Origin of the sequence: Polyangium jinanense (genome assembly GCF_028435265.1) — a bacterium.
Taxonomy (GTDB): domain Bacteria; phylum Myxococcota_A; class Polyangia; order Polyangiales; family Polyangiaceae; genus Polyangium; species Polyangium jinanense.
In genome coordinates this window covers 109,140-129,878 of record NZ_JAGTJK010000023.1, presented here as the reverse complement: position 1 = coordinate 129,878, position 20,739 = coordinate 109,140, and the positions used below count along the sequence as shown (strand labels likewise).

At 65.0% G+C, this 20,739-nt stretch carries 18 protein-coding genes; 13 read left to right on the top strand and 5 right to left on the bottom strand.

Features of this window, described 5'->3' with window-relative positions; genetic code table 11:
* Positions 1–6: 6 nt before the first annotated feature.
* The gene (locus tag KEG38_RS32560; protein WP_272423910.1) at positions 7–825 is read right to left on the bottom strand and encodes a rhomboid family intramembrane serine protease; all 819 of its coding nucleotides are present in this window, start codon (positions 823–825) and stop codon (positions 7–9) included.
* Between the two features lie 107 nt (positions 826–932).
* On the opposite strand from KEG38_RS32560, the gene cysS reads away from it, so the two are divergent.
* Together cysS and KEG38_RS32550 are read left to right on the top strand one after the other, a co-directional pair.
* Positions 933–2,507 carry a cysteine--tRNA ligase gene (cysS, locus tag KEG38_RS32555; protein WP_272423908.1) on the top strand — a complete coding sequence of 525 codons (1,575 nt, stop codon included), beginning with the start codon at positions 933–935 and terminating at the stop codon, positions 2,505–2,507.
* A gap of 457 nt (positions 2,508–2,964) precedes the next feature.
* Positions 2,965–3,936, top strand: coding sequence for a DnaJ C-terminal domain-containing protein (locus KEG38_RS32550; RefSeq protein ID WP_272423906.1), 972 nt, complete (start codon positions 2,965–2,967; stop codon positions 3,934–3,936).
* A gap of 14 nt (positions 3,937–3,950) precedes the next feature.
* Here the strand turns inward: KEG38_RS32550 and KEG38_RS32545 are convergent, their stop codons facing one another.
* Positions 3,951–4,445, bottom strand: coding sequence for a hypothetical protein (locus KEG38_RS32545; protein WP_272423905.1), 495 nt, complete (start codon positions 4,443–4,445; stop codon positions 3,951–3,953).
* Between the two features lie 256 nt (positions 4,446–4,701).
* Positions 4,702–4,908, bottom strand: coding sequence for a rubredoxin (locus KEG38_RS32540; RefSeq protein ID WP_372518205.1), 207 nt, complete (start codon positions 4,906–4,908; stop codon positions 4,702–4,704).
* Between the two features lie 44 nt (positions 4,909–4,952).
* Here KEG38_RS32540 and KEG38_RS32535 point away from each other — a divergent pair, with 44 nt between their 5' ends.
* The 8 genes from KEG38_RS32535 to KEG38_RS32500 all read left to right on the top strand — a co-directional run bounded on the left by KEG38_RS32535 (position 4,953) and on the right by KEG38_RS32500 (position 15,571).
* Positions 4,953–8,264, top strand: a complete 3,312-nt coding sequence (locus KEG38_RS32535; protein WP_272423903.1) for a tetratricopeptide repeat protein — start codon at positions 4,953–4,955, stop codon at positions 8,262–8,264.
* A 186-nt stretch (positions 8,265–8,450) separates the two neighbouring features.
* Positions 8,451–8,855 carry a lytic polysaccharide monooxygenase auxiliary activity family 9 protein gene (locus tag KEG38_RS32530; protein ID WP_272423901.1) on the top strand — a complete coding sequence of 135 codons (405 nt, stop codon included), beginning with the start codon at positions 8,451–8,453 and terminating at the stop codon, positions 8,853–8,855.
* Between the two features lie 518 nt (positions 8,856–9,373).
* Positions 9,374–10,207 carry a hypothetical protein gene (locus KEG38_RS32525; RefSeq protein WP_272423900.1) on the top strand — a complete coding sequence of 278 codons (834 nt, stop codon included), beginning with the start codon at positions 9,374–9,376 and terminating at the stop codon, positions 10,205–10,207.
* Position 10,208: 1 nt separating this feature from the next.
* Positions 10,209–11,348, top strand: coding sequence for a DNA adenine methylase (locus KEG38_RS32520; protein ID WP_272423897.1), 1,140 nt, complete (start codon positions 10,209–10,211; stop codon positions 11,346–11,348).
* Positions 11,349–11,510: 162 nt separating this feature from the next.
* A complete protein-coding gene (locus KEG38_RS32515; protein ID WP_272423896.1) occupies positions 11,511–11,870 on the top strand; it encodes a peptidase associated/transthyretin-like domain-containing protein in 360 nt (119 codons plus the stop codon).
* Between the two features lie 268 nt (positions 11,871–12,138).
* A complete protein-coding gene (locus KEG38_RS32510; RefSeq protein ID WP_272423894.1) occupies positions 12,139–12,963 on the top strand; it encodes a hypothetical protein in 825 nt (274 codons plus the stop codon).
* An 82-nt stretch (positions 12,964–13,045) separates the two neighbouring features.
* Positions 13,046–14,689, top strand: coding sequence for a long-chain fatty acid--CoA ligase (locus KEG38_RS32505; protein ID WP_272423892.1), 1,644 nt, complete (start codon positions 13,046–13,048; stop codon positions 14,687–14,689).
* Between the two features lie 126 nt (positions 14,690–14,815).
* Entirely contained in the window at positions 14,816–15,571 is a 756-nt protein-coding gene (locus KEG38_RS32500) for a class I SAM-dependent methyltransferase (protein WP_272423890.1), read from the top strand.
* Here the strand turns inward: KEG38_RS32500 and KEG38_RS32495 are convergent.
* Together KEG38_RS32495 and KEG38_RS32490 are read right to left on the bottom strand one after the other, a co-directional pair.
* Entirely contained in the window at positions 15,568–16,029 is a 462-nt protein-coding gene (locus KEG38_RS32495; protein ID WP_272423889.1) for a GreA/GreB family elongation factor, read from the bottom strand. The two genes, KEG38_RS32500 and KEG38_RS32495, sit on opposite strands and share 4 nt — an antisense overlap.
* Positions 16,030–16,077: 48 nt before the next feature.
* Positions 16,078–16,770, bottom strand: coding sequence for a class I SAM-dependent methyltransferase (locus KEG38_RS32490; protein WP_272423887.1), 693 nt, complete (start codon positions 16,768–16,770; stop codon positions 16,078–16,080).
* Positions 16,771–16,833: 63 nt separating this feature from the next.
* Here KEG38_RS32490 and KEG38_RS32485 point away from each other — a divergent pair, with 63 nt between their 5' ends.
* The 3 genes from KEG38_RS32485 (at position 16,834) to KEG38_RS55725 (ending at position 20,726) form a co-directional block, all read left to right on the top strand.
* On the top strand, positions 16,834–17,547 hold the full coding sequence (locus KEG38_RS32485; protein ID WP_272423886.1) for a hypothetical protein: 714 nt from the start codon (positions 16,834–16,836) through the stop codon (positions 17,545–17,547).
* A gap of 40 nt (positions 17,548–17,587) precedes the next feature.
* Entirely contained in the window at positions 17,588–18,601 is a 1,014-nt protein-coding gene (locus tag KEG38_RS32480) for a lysylphosphatidylglycerol synthase transmembrane domain-containing protein (protein ID WP_272423885.1), read from the top strand.
* 118 nt (positions 18,602–18,719) lie between these two features.
* Positions 18,720–20,726 (top strand): sulfatase family protein, encoded by a 2,007-nt coding sequence (locus KEG38_RS55725; protein ID WP_272423884.1) that lies wholly within the window; start codon positions 18,720–18,722, stop codon positions 20,724–20,726.
* Positions 20,727–20,739 lie beyond the last annotated feature (13 nt).

Here is a 20,739-nt window from a genome sequence, read left to right as displayed (position 1 = left end):
CGTTTCTCACCAGCCCCACGGGTCGCGGCCCTGGGGCCGTCGCGGCGGCGGCGGGGCGCCGTAGGGCGAGCCGTAGGGGGATTTTGGCTTCGGGGCGGGCGGGCGGAACCGGTCCCAGCGGTCGTGTTCGCGGGCGGGCTTGCCGCGCATGAACAGGCGGACGAGCAGCGCGCCCGCGACGAACCCGCCGAGGTGGGCGAAAAACGCGACCCCGCCGCCCGTGCCGCCGATCGAGCCGATCCCGCTGAAGAGGTTCAGCACGAAGTACTCGAGGATGATCACCCAGGCCGGCAGCTCGAAGAAGATCCCGAAGAAGAGCCAAAGCGGGAGGATCGGGTTCAACACCGTGATCGGCGAGCGCGGGTAGAGCGACCCGTACGCCGCGAGCACACCCGAGATCGCGCCCGAAGCGCCCACCATGGGCACGACCGACGAGGGGTTCACGACCACCTGCGCGAAGGCCGCGGCCATGCCGCAGAGGACGTAGAAGAACGCGTACCTGCGGCTCCCCATGGCGTCCTCGACGTTGTCGCCGAAGATCCAGAGGTAGAGCATGTTGCCGCCGAGGTGCGCCCACCCGGACGGGTCGTGCATGAACATGCTCGAGAACAACGTCGGCAGGGCGGCGATCGGCTCGTGCACGAGGCGCGCGGGCACGAGGCCGTGCTCCATGAGGAGCTCATAGGCCCTCGCCTCGGTTCCGCGGGGACCGGCCACCGAGATCAGCGCCTGCGTCCACACGAAGACGCAGATGTTCACGATGATGATCAGCCAGTTGACGTACGGCGGGCGCCGAGCCGGCAGGCGGTCTCGAAGGGGCAACATGACGGGACCGCCTTACCATGCGCATCCCATGCCGGCCCTTCAAGGACACGAGGCTCCGCCTTCCCCCTCGTGACAGGCGTGGACCGTGCTGGTAGACGGTGAACGCGATGCCTCCGATCGGCCTACGCCTCCAAGACACGATGACCGGCAAGCTGACCCAGCTGGTCCCGAAAAGGGCCGGCGAGGTACGCGTCTACTGCTGCGGACCCACCGTCTACGACGTCGCCCACGTCGGCCACGCACGCGCCGCGCTCGCTCCGGACGTGCTCGTCAGGCACCTGCGCAGCCAGGGCGTGCGCGTCATCTACACGCGCAACGTCACGGACGTCGACGACAAGATCCTCGCGCGTTCCCGGGAAAACGGCGAGACGCCGCTCGATCTCTCGGCCCGCATGACGGCGCTCTACCAGGAGGACATCCGCGCGCTCGGCTGCCAGGACCCGGACCACGAGCCGCGCGTCTCCGACTCGATCGCGGACATCATCCGCATCATCGAGACGCTGATCCAGAACGGAAACGCGTACGTCGTCGACATGCCGAACGGCTCGAAGGACGTCTACTACGCGGTCCGCTCCTTCGCGGAGTACGGCAAGCTCTCGCACCGGCACATCGAGGATCTCTGCTCGGGCGCGCGCGTCGAGGTCTCCGAGCAGAAGCACGATCCGCTCGATTTCGCGCTCTGGAAGGGCGCGGGCGACTGCACGTGGGGCTGGGAGAGCCCGTGGGGGAAGGGCCGACCCGGCTGGCACATCGAGTGCTCGGCGATGAGCGAGCGCTACCTCGGCTACGGCTTCGACGTGCACTGCGGCGGGATGGACCTCATCTTCCCGCACCACGAGAACGAGATCGCGCAGAGCGAAGCCGCGCATCCGGGCGAAGGGCCGTTCTGCTCGCTCTGGATCCACAACGGCTTCGTCAACGTCGACAAGGAGAAGATGGCGAAGTCGCTCGGCAACTTCGTCACGATCCGCGACGTCTACCAGCGCAACGACCCCGAGGCGCTCCGGTACTTCCTGCTCACGGTGCACTACCGCGGCCCGATCGCGTTCGAGACGGAGAAGCGCGCCGACGGTCGGGTGGTCTTCCCGGGCATCCTGGAGGCGGAGCGGCGGGTCGACTACCTCTACCACACGCTCGGCCGGCTCGGCTCGCTCGCCGAGCTCGCGAAGGGCGCCACGGGCGGTGACGACGCGCCGGCGCCGACGATGCGTTTGCCGAAGGAGATGGCGCCGATGATGGACCTCGCCTCGGCGGCGCGTGGCAAGGTCGACACGGCGCTCGACGACGACCTCAACACACCCGTCGCGCTGGCGGTCGTGGGCGAGCTCGCGCGCGCGGGCAACGAGCTCGTCGACCTCGCGCAGAAGCGCCGCAAGGACCCGGAGATCGCGAAGGCGGCGCCGCTCGTGGCGAAGATGCTGGCGCGCGCGCTCTGGTCCACGGTCGAGCCGCTCGGCATCTTGCAGACGCCGATGGACGTCTACCGCGCGCGCACGCAAGCGCGGCGGCTGTCGATCCTGGGCAAGACGGCGGAGGAGATCACGGCGCGCGTCGAGGAGCGGCGGCAGGCGCGGCAGGCGAAGGACTTCGCGCTGGGGGATGCGATCCGCAAGGAGCTCGAGGAGCTCGGGATCGAGGTAGCGGACAACCCGACGGGCACGACCTGGCGCCTCGGCGTGTAGGTAGGAACGACTCCCTCACCCCCGACCCCTCTCCCTCGCGGGCTGAGCGCTTCGCCGGGGCGCTGCCCCGGACCCCGCGGGGGCTATCCGCCCCTCGACCCGGACCAGGCACGGCCTGGACCGAGGGTGGAAGAACTGCGCTCCGCGCAGTTCTTCCAACGGGCCCGTTGGCAATCGAAAGGGCAGCGCGTCTGTCTTGAGGGGCAGGGTCGCCGCCGGTCTTGACTCGGCCTGTTCGATGAACTGCGCGGAGCGCAGTTCATCGACCTTGGGTCCAGCGCTTGCGCTGGTCCGGGTCCAGGGGCGGATAGCCCCGGTGGGGCCTGGGGCAACGCCCCAGCGAAGCGGCTCCCAGATGAGACCGATGCTCAGCCCTCGCGGGAGAGGGGAGAAGAGGCTGTTCGATCGCCTCCCCCCGTGACGTAGCCAGATCCGGGAATTACCCTTCCCCCGGCCCATGGCTCGCGACCTTTATTCTGTGCTCGGCGTCGCCCGGGACGCTGACGAAGACACCATCAAGAAAGCTTTCCGCAAGCTCGCCGTCCAGTACCACCCGGACAAGGCGCCGGGGAAGGCGAACGAGGCGAAGTTCAAGGAGATCAACCGCGCTCACGAGGTCCTGTCGGACAAGCAGAAGCGAGCGCTCTACGACGAGTTTGGCGAGGAAGCCTTGCAGCAGGGCTTCGACGCGGACCGAGCGCGCTTCGTGCGCCAGTACGGCGGAGGCCGCGGCCGAGGCGGCGCGCCCGGCGGGGCCGGCGGCGTTCCGTTCAACGTCGAGGAGATCTTCGGCGGGGGCGGAGGAGGCGGCGATTTCGGCGACCTCTTCGGCAACATCGGCGACATGTTCGGGCGGGGCCGCGGCGGGGTGCGCGGCGGCGGCGCGCGTGCGGCGCGAAAGGGGCAGGACGTCGAGAGCGAGGTGACGATCGAGTTCGTGTCGGCGGTGAAGGGCACCACGGTGCAGCTCCAGCGCGAGGGCGAGGAGCCGATGACGGTGCGCATCCCGCCGGGCGCGAACGAAGGCAGTCGCATTCGTGTCCCTGGGCAGGGCGGGCCTGGAATGGGCGGCGGACCTCCGGGGGATTTGATTTTGACGATCCACGTCACGCCGCACCCCTTGTTCAAGCGCGAGGGCGACGATTTGCGCGTCGACGTGCCGGTGAGCCTCGGGGAGGCGTATTTCGGCACGAAGATCAAGGTGCCGACGCCGGACGGCGAGGTGACGCTGAAGGTCCCGGCGCATACGCAGAGCGGGCAGGTGCTCCGGCTCAAAGGGAAAGGCGTGGCGCGAAAAGGGAAGGAGCCGGGGGATCTTTACGTGCGGTTCCTGATCCATGTCCGTACGGAGGAGGATCCGCGCGTGGCCGAGGCGGTGAAGGAGCTGGATTTGCCGGGGGAGGAATTGCGGAAGGAATTGCGGTTCTAGCCCGACGCTTCGGTTTACCGATACATAAGGGGCGCGTTCGCCCCCGGGTTCTGCGACGGGACGCATGGGACGTTCACCGGGTTGCCGTCGTAATCGACGCCCACCATCCGGAACGCGCCCCACGTGTGAACGACGGTGTAGCTGTCGCGTTCCCCGGAGCCGGCGTACGAGAGCGTGAACCCCTCGGAGTTGGTCTCCAGGTGCAGCGACTTGCGACCGCCGCCGGTCGAGCAATAGGCGAGCTCGAATCGAGAGGTCGTGGTTGGAACCCCGAGAATGGTGAGCTTCTCGTCGCCGACATAGGTGATCATTTGATCGCCACACACGGCGACGACTCTTCCGAAGATGGGACGGGGATGCGCGCACGCGTCTGCGGCGGGCGCGCGCGCACTCTCGCTCGCGTCGGGGTTCTCCTCGATGGGTTCACCCGTCACGACGCGCCCCCCGAGCGCCACGACGATCCCCACGCTCGCGGCGAGAAGGATGGCGGGCTTCTGTGAACATTTCATGCGGCTCTCCTTGCCGGATGCGTTGCTGCCCATTCTACGCCAGCAACACGCGTGCCCGGAGCGTCGGCGAATCGCCAGAAGACAGGACGAAAAGTCGCCTTCTCGCATTGCCGCGCCGAGGAAGGTGCCAGGAATGCAGGAAGCCGCGGCGTGCAATGACAGTCCGCGACGAGAGAAGCCCGGAACATCGAGCCTTTGTCCAGCGCTCGATGTTCCGGGAGGCTCGGAGGAGCGGCGGCGCGGCCTTCTCCCTCGATCAGACGTATTGCGACCAGAATTGGAAGTTGCGCTTCGGCCCCCCGCACTTCGGACAGACCCAGGTGTCGGGGAGCTTCTCGAACAACGTACCGGGTGGGATGTTCGTCTCGGGATGGCCGAAGCGCTCTTCGTACATGAAGGAGCAGCGCTGGCCCTGGCACTCGAAGCGGTTGTACCTGTACTCCATGGGCACGAAGGCTAGCATGGCTTCGGCCCCTTCCGCTTCCTGCGGATCGTCGTGTAACGTACGTGTCCGTGCGAGTTGCGCGGAACCTGACCTGGATCCACCTCTCCGATCTGCATTTCGGTCATGGCAAGGAGGCGACGACGCGCTTCGATCAGAAGCTCGTGGCCGACGCGATCATCCACGACGCCGTGACGGTGGCAGGCGAGCTTGGCCCGCCCGACGTCGTGTTCGTGACGGGGGACATCGCTTTTTCCGCCTCGGCCGACAAGGAGTATCCGACCGCGAAGGAGTGGCTCGACAAGCTGCTGGCGGCGCTGAAGCTCGGCCCGGAGCGCGTGTTGCTCGTGCCGGGCAACCATGACGTCGATCGCAAAAAGGCCCAGGAAGGACCGAGTCGGCTCGTCCACAAAGGGCTTCGGTCGAACCCGGACGAAGTGAACGGGCTCCTCGAGAAGGCCGACGAGATGGAGGTGGTCTGGCCCAAGCTCGCCGCTTACCAGAACTTCGCGAAGGCCTTTGGCGCCCCTGAAATAACCCCCGCGATCCCCTTCTGGACCAAGCAGCTATCCAGTGATCTCGGTCCGGTGGAGGCCATCGGTCTGAACACGGCGCTCCTGAGCTTCGACAACGGGGACAGCCGAGAAAACCTTGCCCTCGGCCTCGGCCAGCTTTTGCGTGCCCTCGAAGGGGTGAAGTCCGACGCTCTCCTGTTCGTTCTCCAGCACCATCCGCCGGGGTGGCTGCGGGATGGCAAGGACCTCCTCGCGCTGCTCAAAGGCAGGCCGCATCTCTTGCTCTATGGTCACGTCCACGATCAGCATGGCTTCGTCACCCTTCCGTTGGACAGCCGCGCCAATCTAGAGCTGGTGGCGGGAGCGGGGCACCAGGACGCGAAAGAGGAAGGGAATCACGCCTACGCGTGGGGGCGGCTGAATCGCGACGGCCTCGAGTATTACCCTCGTGCTTGGCTGAAGCGGGAGCTGAAGCTCTGGGCCCAGCAGATCCTTCCGCCCGAGGATCAGAAAGGCTACAGCCTGAAGCTCGGCGAGTTTGTTCGTTTCCCGCGGGCGAAGCTCCCCGACGCGCTCGACCGATGGCTGGCGAACAGCACGGCGCACGCTCCTTCTGCTTCGACCGCCGATTCGATTACCGGACCGGCAGCTTTCAGCGGGGCCATCGCAGAGCCTGCACCTGCCCCTGCTGCTCCGGTGGTCGCCACGTTTGATCCCGCGAACGCATACGTCTCCATTCCCTTCCGAGCCAAGGGCGATCAGGTCGTCGGGCGCGCGGACGCCTTGAAGAAAGTGCGCGAGCAACTGGTGAAGGGGCGGCGGACGGCGATCGGCCAGACGGCGGCGTTCGTCGGGCTGGGCGGTCTGGGGAAGACCCAGCTCGCAGTCGAGTATGCCCATACGTACAAGGATCAGTATCCGGGCGGTGTGTACTGGTTCAATGCGGATGCGGATCTGCATGCGCAGCTCACGCGTCTGGCGTGGGCTGCTCGCTGGGTAAGCCCGGCAGCGGAACCGCGGGTGGTATTGGAAATCGCGACTCACCAGATCCGGAACCGCTCGAACTGCCTCATCGTGTTCGACAATGTGGAGAATCTCGCAGCGATCGAGTTTTTGCTGCCCGAGGGCTCTGCGACCCCCCACCTGCTCATCACGAGTCGCGTCTCCCAGGTCGGCTTCGATCCAGTGCCAATTGATCCCTTGACCGAGGTGGAGTCACTGGAAATGCTTCGACGTGAGTCCGGGCGCAGCCTGGACAAGCCGAGCGACCACGAAGCAGCGCTCCGCATCGTGAAGCAGCTCGAAGGGTTACCCCTCGCGCTGGAGCTTGCAGGTGCATACCTGCGGCGAGCCCATGGTGTTTCTTGGATGTCCTACGCGGATCTCCTGGAGAGCGAGGGCGTCAAGGCGCGTGGGCTTCGGGATGGCCCGTTGTCGAGCTTCACCAAGCACAATGCGGATCTGTACGCGACGCTGCGTATTCACAAATCCATCCTCGATGATTCGCCTCTACTTGGTGAGGCCCTCGATCTGCTGGCATGGAGCGGGGCAACGTCGATGGGCAGGGAGCTCCTCGGATACCTCCTCGGCCGTGAATCAGCGGCGCTCGATGTAGCGCTCGGTGAGGCGGAGACGCTGCGGATCCTGAAGCAGGAGCAGGGAAGCGTTGACCCATCAAACGCTCGCTTCCAGATGCATAGGCTGGTGCGAGAGGTGCGACAGGCAGAAGTTCCCCTGGCGCGGGAACCTGCACGATGGCTCGGTGTGCTGGAAAGGCTTGGGAATTGGTTTCAAGATCGCCGGGACAATTTTGCTCACCTCTCCTTCTACGAGGCAGAGCTCGATCACCTCGAAGTATGGCAGAAGCACGCAGCTCGCATGGGCTATATGCGCGATGCGGTGCGACTCTTGTGGTTGCGCGCATATCCGCCTTATTATCGAGGACAATATCGACAGGCTCACGACACGGTGAAGAGTGCACTCGCCTTGTTTGAGGGTTCCGCTGTCATTGACCCTAAATTGGAAGCGTATCTGCGCAATGATTGGGGCCGCACGCTTAACGAACTCGGCGATCATCGAAAGGCGCTAGAGTACCACCAGCAAGCCCTCGACATCCGCCGTGACGTTCTTGGCGAAACCCATCCCGATACCGCAGAATCGCTTAACAATGTAGGACATTCCCTTGGCGAAACCGGAAATCATCGAACGGCGCTTGAATATCAGAAGAAGGCTCTCGAAATCTACCGTAAAGTCCTTGGGGAAACACATCCCAACACGGCAACCTCGCTGAGCAATATAGGTGGTTGGCTCGGCAAGTGTGGGGAGCACGAAGAAGCACTCGAATACCAACTGCGAGCTCTCGATATTCACCGTGAAGTTCACGGCGAGGCACATCCAGACACCGCCCTGTCGCTCAATAATGTGGGCGGTTCCTTCGGAGAGCTCAGGGAATATCAAAACGCGATCGACTACCATCAGAAAGGTCTGAGCATCCAACTTCAAGTTCTCGGGGAGAACCACCCCGACACCGCCACCTCGCTCCTCAACGTAGGAATGACTCTCCAGAAGCTGGGAAATCCCGTCCAGGCGCTAAAGCACTTGAAGATGGGGCTTTCGATACGCCAGGAGACCCTCGGCGACAGGCACCCCGATACGCAGCATTCATGGGAGAATGTCGTTCGGCTTCTGCTGCGTCAGCGTAAGAAGGCAGACGCATTGGCGTTGGTCGAAAACGACCTGAAGAAGTTTCCGCACAACCCAACACTCAAACGCCTCAAGCAAGAGATTCTCGGCAGGCGCTCTGCAAAGGTCCACGGCAAAACTCCGGGCCCGACCAAGAAGGCCAAATCTCCGAAACGATAGGACTCTGCTTGGCCTGCATCGGCCGCAAAGGGTGTAGGCCGTGGCAGCCTATGAGAGCACTGCACCCAACCACACGCGGCGCTCGTCGATACCTGCGTTGAGTTCCTCAACGATTTGGTGGTACCGTCACGTGATGATGTGTTCGCCGGACATTCGGGGACAGACGGGCGATCCAGAAGGAAGGCCATGAAGAACATCATTGGGTACCACAACACCGAGAAGATGGGCTACTCCCTCATCGACGGGAAGGGGCCGTTCACGTTCTACACGAGGAAACCCGTCCAGCACCTCCTCGGCGCGAGGGTATGGGCGATTGCTGGGGAAGGCCAACCGAGGAGGTACTTCCTCGGGGGCTGGTTCATCGTCAACGAGGCTCGCCCAACAGATCGTGATGAATTCACCAACCTCGTTCGAGGGACGGAGGGCAAGACGTTCAAGCCCATGATTCGCCTGGACCAGCACGCGTGGTTCGCGGACTTCCGAAAAAGTCAGAGCAATTTCAGCCTGGGACTTCTGGCGGCAAAGGACGAGTTCGTGAGGCACCTCGAGGCCCTCGCCGCGCAGGCGACGGCCACGAAAGGACGAGGCTGAAGGCCTCCGAGGCGAGTCTGCCGAGGCTTGGTCGACAACGACCGAGGACCTTGTCGACAACGACCACGACCTCGTCGACAACGACCGGGCACCTCGTCCACGACCATCACGGCTTCGTCGACAACGACCGGGCACCTCGTCGACAACGACCGGGCACCTTGTCCACGACCACCACGGCTTCGTCGACAACGACCGGGCACCTTGTCGACAACGACCGGGCACCTCGTCGACAGGTACTGGTCAAAGTTGACCAGCCGGTCCCGAAAGCTGACCTGTCGACGCAGACCTCCTCACGGCATGTGTGTCATGTAAGCAATGTTGCGCACTGGTCGTTCCCTACCACTTGAACGTACTTTGTTACCCTGGCCGTCCGGCGCCTGGGCGCCGCATCAGGGTTGTCGGACCATCCCTCGTCGGGCTAGGCTGCCTCGCGCCGGGTACACGGTTGGCACTTCGCCCGCTCCACACTGGACTGAGTTGCAGTCCGCCTCAATACCGACCCAGGTTCGGAAATAATCATGACGCCGTACAAGGAATTCACAACTCGTCTTACGCTGCTAATCAGCAAGAATCCGCATCTGATCACGACGACGTTGAGTAATATCTTTACAATGCGGCTCATCGGCAACAAAACCCATGGCGACTTGGCCGAGATTGCCATAGCCGAATTCATCAACCAGTACATGTACGACTTCAAATCCGTACACGTCGGGAAGGACTTGTATAGAGCAAAAGAACACGAAGAGGACATCAAAATCATAAACGAAATCACCAAGGCTGAGTTCCCGGTGAGCCTCAAGGCATATGGCGACGGTCCTCTCCAGCTATCAACCGACAAGAACTTTCTGATGTATCCAAAATTGCAACAAATGAAATCGCCAATTCAGGGGGCGCAACTCTCAGCATTGTGGAGGGATCCGGTATTTGCTGACTTTAGTGCACTCAATGTGCTACCTCTAATCTACGACGAAAGGAGGCAACGGTGTAACATTCTGGTATTTGATCAGGAGAAAGCGAAGGAGCAGATAGCGAAGATCGTTCACGAAGAAGAAGGCAAGGGTCGAAAACATCCGGTGTATCGTTTTTATGATCGAACCGGGGATTATGTATGCGAAGTCCGTTACGGGAGCGGGACAGCCAATGCCCTGCAGAGAGGTCTGTGGACCAATACAAAAAAAGGATTAAAGTATTTTGATAGTGTCACGGGTGGCTGGATTACGTATTCACGCAACCAAATCCTGGTAAAGTTGTTCTCGCATGCGCTTCTTGCTACATCGAGCGGCCATGAAGCGGCATTGGAAGAGTTAAAAAAGGACATCGAAACGCAAAAGAAGATGTCCGCATTGGGATGACATGAATACGCTGGCTCTATTCGACGACATAATAGTCGAGGCTCCGAAAACCGAGGGCATCAAATATGCTGGTTCCAAGCAAAAGCTGTTGCCACACATCATTGCTTTGGCGAAGAAGGTTCGTCCCAGAACCGTTCTCGACGGCTTTGCTGGGACAACTCGCGTTTCTCAGGCTTTCGCGCAAAACGGCTACTTGGTAATTGCAAACGACGTGTCGGTGTGGTCCGAGGTGTTCGGACAATGCTACTTGCTCAATGAGCGTCCCCAATCGCACTATGTGCCACTGATAGAACACCTTAACAACCTACCTCCCGAAGATGGGTGGTTTACTGAAAATTACGGCGGTGACCCAGGGGACGGGACGTCGGTGGGGGTAGATGGTCTGAAGAAGCCATGGCAGCGACACAACACCCGTCGACTCGATGCAATTCGAAATGAAATTGACCGCTTGAGCTTGACGCCAGTTGAAAGGGCCGTCCTCCTAACGAGCCTGATATACGCGCTGGATGAAGTCGACAGTACACTCGGGCATTTTGCCTCCTATCTCCATGATTGGTCGCCACGGTCATACAAGACAATGCAGCTAAGGACTCCAGCCTTATTGCAGAGACGCGCCTCCCATCAGGTGTATAGAAAGGATATCTTCGAACTCCTTCCAGACGTTAAGGTCGATCTGGCATACCTCGATCCGCCCTACGGATCCAATAATGAGAAAATGCCGGCCTCAAGAATCCGTTATGCTGCTTACTACCACCTGTGGACAAGTGTATGCCTGAACGATCGCCCCAGCGTCTTTGGAAAGGCCAGGCGACGATCGGACACATCGGACGTTGTTGCAACCTCGGTCTTCGAGGAATTTAGAAGCGACAGTCAAGGCCGTCTGATAGCAGTTGACGCAATCAGGAGAGTTCTGCACGCCACCAAAGCTAGGCATATCATTCTCTCCTACAGTTCGGGCGGTCGTGCGACTGCAGAGCAGCTCAACGATGCGATTGCACAGATTGGGCGACTACTCGAAGTCGTAGAGCTCGACCACCGAAAGAACGTGATGGCTGGCATGCGGTGGACGAATGAGTGGGTACGCGATGCAGAACGGCCCAACAGGGAGTTTCTGTTTCTTGTGGAAAAGACAACGACCTGAGCTCTCGCTTCAGAAACCGCCGAGATTTCGCAAACTTGACCACTTGAAGGGAAAGTTGACCAGTACCCGTCGACAACGACCGGGCACCTCGTCCACGACCATCACGGCTTCGTCGACAACGACCGGTGACCTTGTCGACGAAGACCGGGTAGAATGCCCACCATGCTTCGCCCCCTCCTCGCTTCGGCCTCGCTCCTCTCCTTGCTCACCCTCGCCGGCTGCGACGAATGCGACGAGATCGATTGCGCTTGCCTGCATGGCTCCATCGTCGTGACCGCCGTCGACGCGACCACGAAAGAGGCGCTCTTCGACGCCAAGGTCGCCATCGGCAACGACCCCTGCCCGGAGCATGCATCGGAGCACTACTGCTTTGTCGCCGCCGGGACCTATTCGGTTCAGGTCTCCGCGACGGGGTATGCTCCGAAGACGGTCTCGATCGTATTGCCCGAACCGCAGGGGGAGGGCTGCTGCATCTGCGGGGAACGCGTCGAGCAGACCGTCGAGCTCACGCCGATGCCTTGAGATTCATTCTTTCGACGCCTGCATTCTCCGTTTACCACCTGCTTTGACACGCCGCACAATGATGAGCCCAGCTCGGTCGAGCCGCGAGCTCGTGGGCGCCTGCGCAGCGGACGCCGACGTGGAACGCGGAAAGATATTCAAGGCACGGCTCGGAAAAAAACGCGCTTTCGCAAGACGATCCAGCCGTTGCCATCGGCATCCCGGGGATGGTATTCGTCCCAGATTGGGAACGCGTCGGGCTTCCCATTCCCCCACCCCATCGAGGCCCATGCTTAAAAGAACCCTGATCCTCACGGCGTTCGTCTCCCTCACCGCCTCCACCGCGTTCGCGCAAGGCCAAACCGGCGACACCTCCGCGCCGCCGCCTCCGCCTCCGCCGGCCGACACCACCGCGCCGCCCCCCGACGCCACTGCGCCTCCGCCTCCCGCCGCGACCACGACGCCCCCCACGGAGGCGCCCAAAGAGGAGGAAAAGAAGGACGAAAAAGACCAGGACCCGGGCGGACGTGTTCGCTGGGGTGTCTCCGGCAATCTCGGATGGCACCTGCCGCAATCGATGTTCACCATCGGCGGCGAGGGCCGCATCGGCTACCAGGTCTCGAACATCTTCAGCGCTTACGCCGCCATCGGTGGCACCGCCGGCTTCGGGTTCAGCGCCGATGTCGGATTCGAAGGCGTCAGCGTGGGCGTCTCGGCCATCTCGTACTGGTACGTCGGCGCCATTGCCGAGGCCATTTTCAAGAACCGATTCTACGTCGGCGGCGGCCCCGTCCTCGCGCGCGGCGCCCTCGGCGGCATCACCACCGGCGTGAGCATCGACGGCGTCGCCGAGGTCACCGAGATCGCCTCCGCGGGCTTCAAGCCGGGCCTCAATCTCCGGTTTGGCCTCTCGACCGCGAACCCGAGCGGCCCCTCGCGGCGCCGCGGCGGCTTCAACATCGGCATCGACGCGCTCTTCCTCTTCCACCCGAGCGCGGTTTTCGTGACCACCCGCGCGGACGGGCCGAACGGCTCCGCGGGTGTCTCCGTCACGGAGAGCGCGCTCGGCGTGAGTTTCGTCCCGATGCTGACGCTCGGTTACGATTCGCGCTGACCCGGCGCACCCCCCTTCCGTTTTCGTCCGCATCCCGGCTAACATCCCCTCGCCCGCTCCCCAGCCACGAGAGGAGGCGACGATGCTTGCCGGACGCATGATGGACTTTCCGCTCACCCTCACGCATTTTCTCGAACGCGCGCGCACCTTCTTCGGCCGCAACGAGATCGTCTCGCGCCTCCCGGACAAGACCCTCGTCCGCACCACCTACGCCGACTTCTACCGCCGCACCTCGAAGCTTGCCGGCGCCCTCGCGCGCCTCGGGGTTCGACCGGGGGATCGGGTCGCCACGCTCTCGTGGAATCATCAGCGCCACCTCGAGGTCTACCTCGGCGCGCCGGCCATGGGCGCCGTCGTCCACACCTTGAACCTCCGGCTCCACCCGAATGAGCTCGGCTACATTGCCAATCACGCCGAGGACAAGGTCGTCGTCGTCGACCGCTCGCTCCTGCCGCTCTGGCACAAGTTCGCCGATCAGGTCCGCTCGGTCCGGCACGTCGTCGTCGTCCCCGACTGCCCCGCGCAGGGCGAGGCGACGAGCGCCGAGATCGATTACGAAGAGCTCATCGCCCCCGAAAAAGACGAATACCCCTGGCCCACGCTCGACGAGCGCAGCGCCGCGATGATCTGTTACACCTCGGGCACCACGGGCAACCCCAAGGGCGTCGTCTACAGCCATCGCTCGACCGTCCTTCACACGCTCGTCGTGTGCAATGCCGATACCATCGGCGTCCGCGAAGCCGACACCGTCCTGCCCGTCGTGCCCATGTTCCACGCCGCCGCCTGGGGCCTGCCGTATGCGGCCGTCATGGCCGGTTCCAAGCTCGTTTTTCCGGGCCCGCACCTCGACCCGCCGAGCCTGCTCGATCTCATCGCCGCCGAGAAGGTCACGATTGCCGCGGGCGTGCCCACGATATGGCTCGGCATCCTCCAGCTCCTCGATCAGCACCCCGGCAAGTGGGACCTCTCCGCGATCCGCTCCACGGTCATCGGCGGCTCGGCCGCGCCGCCGGCGCTGATCGACGGATTCAAATCACGACACGGCATCGACGTCACCCACGCCTGGGGAATGACCGAGACGAACCCCGTCGGCACGCTCGCGCGGGTCAAGCACGGATTGTCCCAAACAGACGATGCCACGAAGCTCGGGTGTAAAGCCTCGCAGGGGTATGCCGTGCCGTTCGTCGAGCAGCGGCACGTCGGCGAGGATGGCCAGATCCTCCCGTGGGACGGCGAGACCATGGGTGAGCTCGAGGTGCGCGGCCCCTGGGTCGCCTCCTCGTATTTCGGCGGCGAGGGCCCCGATCGGTTCACCGAGGATGGGTGGTTCAAGACGGGCGACGTCGTCACGATCGATCGCGAGGGGTATCTCCGCATCACGGATCGTTCGAAGGACGTCATCAAATCGGGCGGTGAATGGATCAGCTCGGTCGCGCTGGAGAACGCGCTCATGAGCCACCCGGCCGTGCTCGAAGCGGCCGTCTTCGCGGCGCGGCACCCGAAATGGACCGAGCGGCCGCTCGCGGCGATCGTGCTCAAGGAGGGCAAGACCGCCACGAAAGAGGAGCTCAATGCTCACATCGAGGCGAAATTCGCCAAGTTCTGGCTGCCGGACGATTACGTCTTCATGGCGCAGATCCCGCGCACCTCGACCGGTAAGTTCCTGAAGACGAAGCTCCGCGAGCTCTACGGCGATCACCTGGAGAAGCAGGGATCGTCGGCGTAGGCGCCCGGCCCCCGGGGCGCGGGCGAGCTGCCGGACGAGGTCGCGGGCTCGTGGCGCTGGACCTCGCCCCCGGGGTCCAGTAGAAACCACGCCCCGGAACGCCCCCGCCCGCGAGGTCATCCCATCATGGACCGCTCCGCCTACGACGCCCTGTTCGCCCTCGAAAAAGACCATTTCTGGCGGGTCGCGCGCCGTACCCTGCTCCTCGAGATCCTGGAGAAAGAATTGCCGGCGCGGCGGCCCTTGCGGCTCCTCGACGTGGGCGGCGCGAGCTCCCTCATCACGCGCGAAATGCGTCGGTACGGCGAGGTGATCATGGTGGAGCCGGACGCGCAGACGGCGGCGTTCGCGCGTGACGAGCTCGGCTACGACGCGCGGGTGGGCAGCCTGCCCGACGCGCTGCCGGTGGAAGGGACCTTCGATGGGATCACGCTCCTCGACGTCCTCGAACACCTCGACGAGGAGGTTCCGGCGCTCCTCGCCCTGAAGCGCCTCCTCCGCCCCGATGGGCTCTTGCTCGTGACCGTACCCGCCCTGCCCTTTCTCTGGAGCTCCCACGACGTGTCGGTGCATCACCGGCGGAGATACGTCCGCCACACCTTGCTCGAAGCGCTGCGCGCCGGAGGGTTCGAGGCGGAGAGAATCTCTTATTTCACGTCGCTGCTGTTGCCCGTCCTTGCGGCCCAGCGGATCGGCGATCGGCTGCGGCGAGGCGTGCCGGAAAAGGCGCATTATCGGGTCGCGCCGCCTCCGGCTCCGATCAACGCCGCCTTCGGCGCGGTGATGGACCTCGAACGAGCCCTCCTCCGGCGATTCGATATGCCCATCGGATCGTCGCTCGTGGCGATCTGCCGCCACGCGGAGGCGCGCCCCTCCCGCTAACGCACTTCCGCCACCTCGTACACCTTCGTCCCCTGCGGCGTCGGAACCTCCGCTTCGTCGCCTTCCGACAAACCCATCAACGCCGCGCCGAGCGGGCTCGTCGGCGTCACCACCTGCACCTCGGTACCGCCCACCTTTACGCGTTGCCCGCCCGCCGCGGGCAACACGAAGCAGACGAGCTTCGCTCCCCGGTGCAAAAGCGTCACGAGCGCCGTCGCTGCGATCCCGTCGCCCGGCGCAAACGCGCGCACATGGATCACGCCCAGCAGCGCGAGCGACCGTTCGAGCTCCCGCGCTCGCTCGGCTTGGCCCCGCGCGATGTAGGACGCCTCGGTCGAGCGCATGTCCTTGTCGTTTTCGGGCTTGTTTTCCTCGTGTGACGCGGCCGCGGCCGCCTCGTGGGCGATCCGCGCCATCGTGGCGAGCTCGTCCGCTAGCCGCGTACGAAGCTCCTTCAAGAGTTCCTGTTTGTCGAGCTGCACCATCCGCTCCCCGTGGACGCCCCATCAAGCCACGGACGCCCCACCCCCCGCAAGCGCCACGCGGTACACGACGCCCCATTTGTCCGTCGTCCCCTCCACATCGTCGATCACCGGCACCCGGTACCTCGTGATCTCCTCGATCCCCTCGGATGGCAGATACGCGCGCCCCGGGTCCCCGAGCAGCACCGTCCTCCCCTCGGCCGCGCGCGCCTCGAGCCACGGCCAAACCACGCGCGTCATCGCCGCGTCGTAACAAACGTCCCCCGCCAGCACCACCTCCGCCCCCTCGGCCCACGGCGGCAAACCCGCGCGAACGAGCGCGTCCTCGACGTGCGCTTCCACGGTCACGCCCGCGTCCTCCGCGTTCATCGAGATCGCCACGCCGGCCAGCGGATCCGTATCCACGGCGACGACACGCCTCGCCCCTGCGCGCGCCGCGGCGATCGCGCAGAGGCCCGAGCCCGCGGCCAGATCGAGCACGGCCTTGCCACGCACGAGCTCCGGCTGATCGAGCACGAGCCGCGCGAGCGCTTGCCCGCCGGCCCAGGCAAACGCCCAGAATGGCGGCTCGATCCCGTGCGTCCGGAGAAACGCCTCCGTGGCGCGCCAGAGCGGCGTCACCTCCGTCGCCAGCCGGAGCCGGATCTCGGGCAGGAGCGGCGGCGCGCACGGCGTCGTGTTTTCCTCGATGAATCGCCTCGCATCGGCCTCGTGCATGGACGCGCGCGAGCGTACTCGATGCTTGACGCCCGCGCGGAAAAAAGGTCAGTAGGGGACCCGATGTGGGCAAACGCGCGTCCTGCCATTTACGCCGTCCTCGGTCTTTTTGCCGCGGCTTGCGGGCCCGCGAAGCCTGCGGAGAGCCCGGGCAGCGCGGCGCCCACGGTCGCGGTCGCGGAGGCCGAGCCGAGTGGTGAGCCGGTCGGGCCCGACGTCACGAGCCCCGGGGATCAGTTCGAGCTTTCGATCGGAGGCAAAGTCTACTCCGTGGCCGACGGCAAACCGTTCGAGGTGCAGATCGGCGGCGAGCGCTTCGAGGCCACGATCCGGTCGAAGCAGGTCCTGCAATACCAGGCGAACGGGATCTCCTTCCGGTATCCGAAAGAAATGACCCTGGAGGAGGAGAGGTCCACGGGCGTCACGAGCATCACGGTCGAGGCGGCCGATTCGACGTTCCTGATGATCCAGATCTATTCGGTGGACGTCGACCCCGCGACGCTGAGCCAGTCGCTCGTCGAGGGCATCGAGAAGGAGATGCGCTCGCGCGGCGGCCAGTTTCACCCGGGCAGCGGCACCACCGCGACCCGGCGCCTGCGCGGCGAGAACGTCGAGGGCACGCGGCTCGAGTTCACGCTCGCGAAGGAGTCGATGCGGACCGAGATCTACGTCCTGCGCAAGGGCAAGCTCACCATTTCGGTGCTGATCCAGCGCTCGGACGACGACGCGATCATGGCGGAGCGTCGCTTCAAGGTGATCACGGACTCGCTCCGCTGATCTTGACAGGCGGCGCTTCGTGCGAGAAACCGAGGCGCCCGTGAGCGACCCTTCCCCGAACGAGGCCTCGAAACAAGGCGCACCGCGCTCGCTCGTGCGGCTCGCCGTGCGCCTCGTGGGCCCGGTCTTGCTCGTCGTCGTGCTCCTGCGCGTGCGTGACACGCAAAAGGCGTGGGACGCGCTCCTCTCGGCCTCGCTCCTGCCGCTCGGCCTCGCGTTCTTGCTGAACGCCGGCGTCTGCTGGCTGAAAATGCTGCGCACCGGCGTGCTCCTCGCCGCCCGCGGCTATGAATACCCGCGGAAGCGCGCCTGGCTCAGCTTCCTCGCGACGATCTACGTCGGCCTCTTCACCCCGGGCCGCGTGGGCGACGTGCTCCGCGCGCAATACTTCCGCCACGACCTCGGGATGCCGTATTCCGAGGGCGTCGCCGTCGTCGTGGTCGACAGGCTCTGCGATCTTTACGTGCTCGTCGCGTTCGTGGCGATCGGCGTGGCGCGGTGGAGCTCGGTCGTCGTCGGGGATCTCGCGCTCTTCACCTGGGGCGGCGTCCTCCTCACGGCGCTCGGCCCGCTCGTGCTGTTCGTCCCGTCCTTCGCGCAGACGGCGATGCGGGCCGTTTACAAGAAAATGCCGGGGGATCCCACCGGCGAGGGCTTCGACCGTTTTCTCGTCGCCCTCCGGGCCCAGCGCCCGAGGCACCTCGCGTCCTCGGTGCTCCTCACGATCCTCGCGTTCGGCGTGAATTACCTCCAGGGGTATCTCATCGCGCAATCGCTCCACCTCGACCTCGCGGTCTATGATGTCGTCTGCCTCCTCGCGGTCGCGAGCCTGCTCGGCCTCTTGCCCATCTCGGTCTCGGGCCTCGGCGTGCGCGAGCTCTTTTTTTCGGTCGTCTTCCCGGCGCTCGGCCACCCCGCGGATACGGGCGTGATCTACGGGCTCGTGGTGTTCCTCGTGATCTATGTGGGCGTGGCGGCCATGGGGTTTGTCGGGTGGCACCTGGCGCCGCCACCGTTCGGGGACAAACCGAGTGTTCCTGGACGAACCTCTTGAGGCGACGATGGGCGCATGCCCGACACGTCTCCTCCAGCAACGCGCCCCCTTCCGGGCCAGGTGACGCCCTGCACCTCTCCCCTTGTCCGTCCCCACCCAACGTGCTTTCGTGGCATCCGTGTCCCGTGCCGATGACACGACGTTGAACAAAGCCGAGCCCCAGCGGACTTCCGTCACCGGCCCCGACGCGGTCCTCCTCGCCTGGATCACCGCGGCCGTCACGAATGCGATCACCATCACGCGGTCCTTGGCCATGCCGCCGCGCCTCGTCACGCGCGTCCTGCATCACAGCTTCGACGCCGGGCATTTCCTCGCCCTCGGCCTCGCGTGGGCCGGCCTCGTGGGCCTCCACGTTCGATTCGGCCGAGCGCGACCGCGCGCCTCCGCCGCCCTTCTCGTCGCCCTCTCGCTCGCCTTCGGCGCCCTTCTCTTGCCCGGCGACCTCAGGAACGCGGCCGAGCGGCTCGCCTCGGGCAAGGCCTGGGTGAAGCCTGCCCTGCTCGTGACCTTCGTCGCCCTCTTTTCGCTCGCCGTCCCCGTCGCCGTCCTGCTCGGCCGCCTCGCCGCGCGCCCCTTCCTCCGCTGGATCGCCATTGCCAGTGGCATGGCCGTCCTCTCGGTGAACCCCGTCCTCCTCGAGGGCGATTATGCGAGCGCGCGCCTCTTCGTCGCCTCCGCCGCCGTGGCGCTCGTCGCCGCGGCCCTTGCTGGCGCGGTCTTGCCGGCGCGCCTCGCCTCCCTCGCCTCCCGGCTGCGCCCGCTCCGCGTCCCGCTCCTCGCGGTGGCCTCGCTCGCCGCGGCCACCTCGCTCGTCGTCCCCCCGCGGCCCTCCGTGGTCGTGGCCCTGCTCAGCCCGTCCGGCTCGCTCCTGCCGCCATTCCTCAGCGCGCTCCAGGAGAACATGCTCCCCGAAGACGCCCCCGTGCCTCCCGAAATGGCCCCGTGGTTCGTCGACCGGAAAAACGCGCCCCCCGTCCCGCCCGGCTCGCCCCCGGTATTGCCGCCCCATCCGGCGGTCATTCTCCTCAGCATCGATTGCCTCCGGAACGATTTCCTCGCGTCCGGCAAGTACGACGACCAACTCCCCACGCTCGCCGCCCTCCGCACGCAGGGCGTGTATTTCCAAAATGCTCGCTCCGCCGGCTCGCAGACGGTCTACAGCCTCGCGTCGCTCTTCGCGGGCACGTACTACTCGCAGCAATACTGGACCGAGGTAACCGCCCCCCACGCCCACGGGCTCTGGCCCGAGAAGGACGAATCCACCCGGTTCCCCGAGCTCCTCCGCGCCGGCGGCGTCTCCACGATCACGTTCGCGGCCACGCCCTGGCTCGTCAATCGATTCGGGATCGTGCGGGGCTTCTCGGAGGAGACCTATCTCCGCCCCGGCAAGCACCACTGGCACATGGGGAAGCCCCTCGTCGACGCGGCGCTCGCGCGGCTCGGGCAGGTGCGCGACGAGCCGTTTTTCCTGTACATCCATCTCCTCGATGCGCACGCCCCCTACGACCTCGCCGGCACCTCGGGCACCGCGTTCGAGCGCCACCTCCGCGAGCTCATCCTCGTCGACGGTCACGTCCGCCGCCTGCTCGACGCGATCGAGCGCTCGCCGTTCGCCGCGCGCGCCGCCGTCGTCCTGACGAGTGATCACGGCGAGGCGTTCGGCGAGCACGGGCACTGGACGCACGCGAACTCGCTCTACGACGAGCTTTTGCGCGTTCCGCTCATCGTGCGGGCCAGGAACGTCGCGCCGCGCGTGGTCGACGAGCCCGTCACGCTCGTGGACCTCGGCCCGACGATCCTCGACCTCTTCGGCGCCGAGACCCCCGGCACCTTCATGGGCCAAAGCCTCGTGCCCTTCCTGCGCGGCGAAAGCCCCAGGCTCACGCGCCCCATCGTCGCCGAGACGCGCCTCAAGCGCGCTCTCGTCCTGCGCGACGCGACGAAGCTCATCGTCGACGATCGCAACCGCACCGTGGAGCTCTACGACCTCGCCGCGGATCCAAGCGAGACGAACAGCCTCGCGGACGACCCGGTCCGCCTCATGCCGCCGCTCGCGCTCATGCGCCGCTTGCTCGCCACACACACGCTGCGCCGCGAGGGGTACGTCACCCCGTATCGACGCTGACCCGCGCTTGACG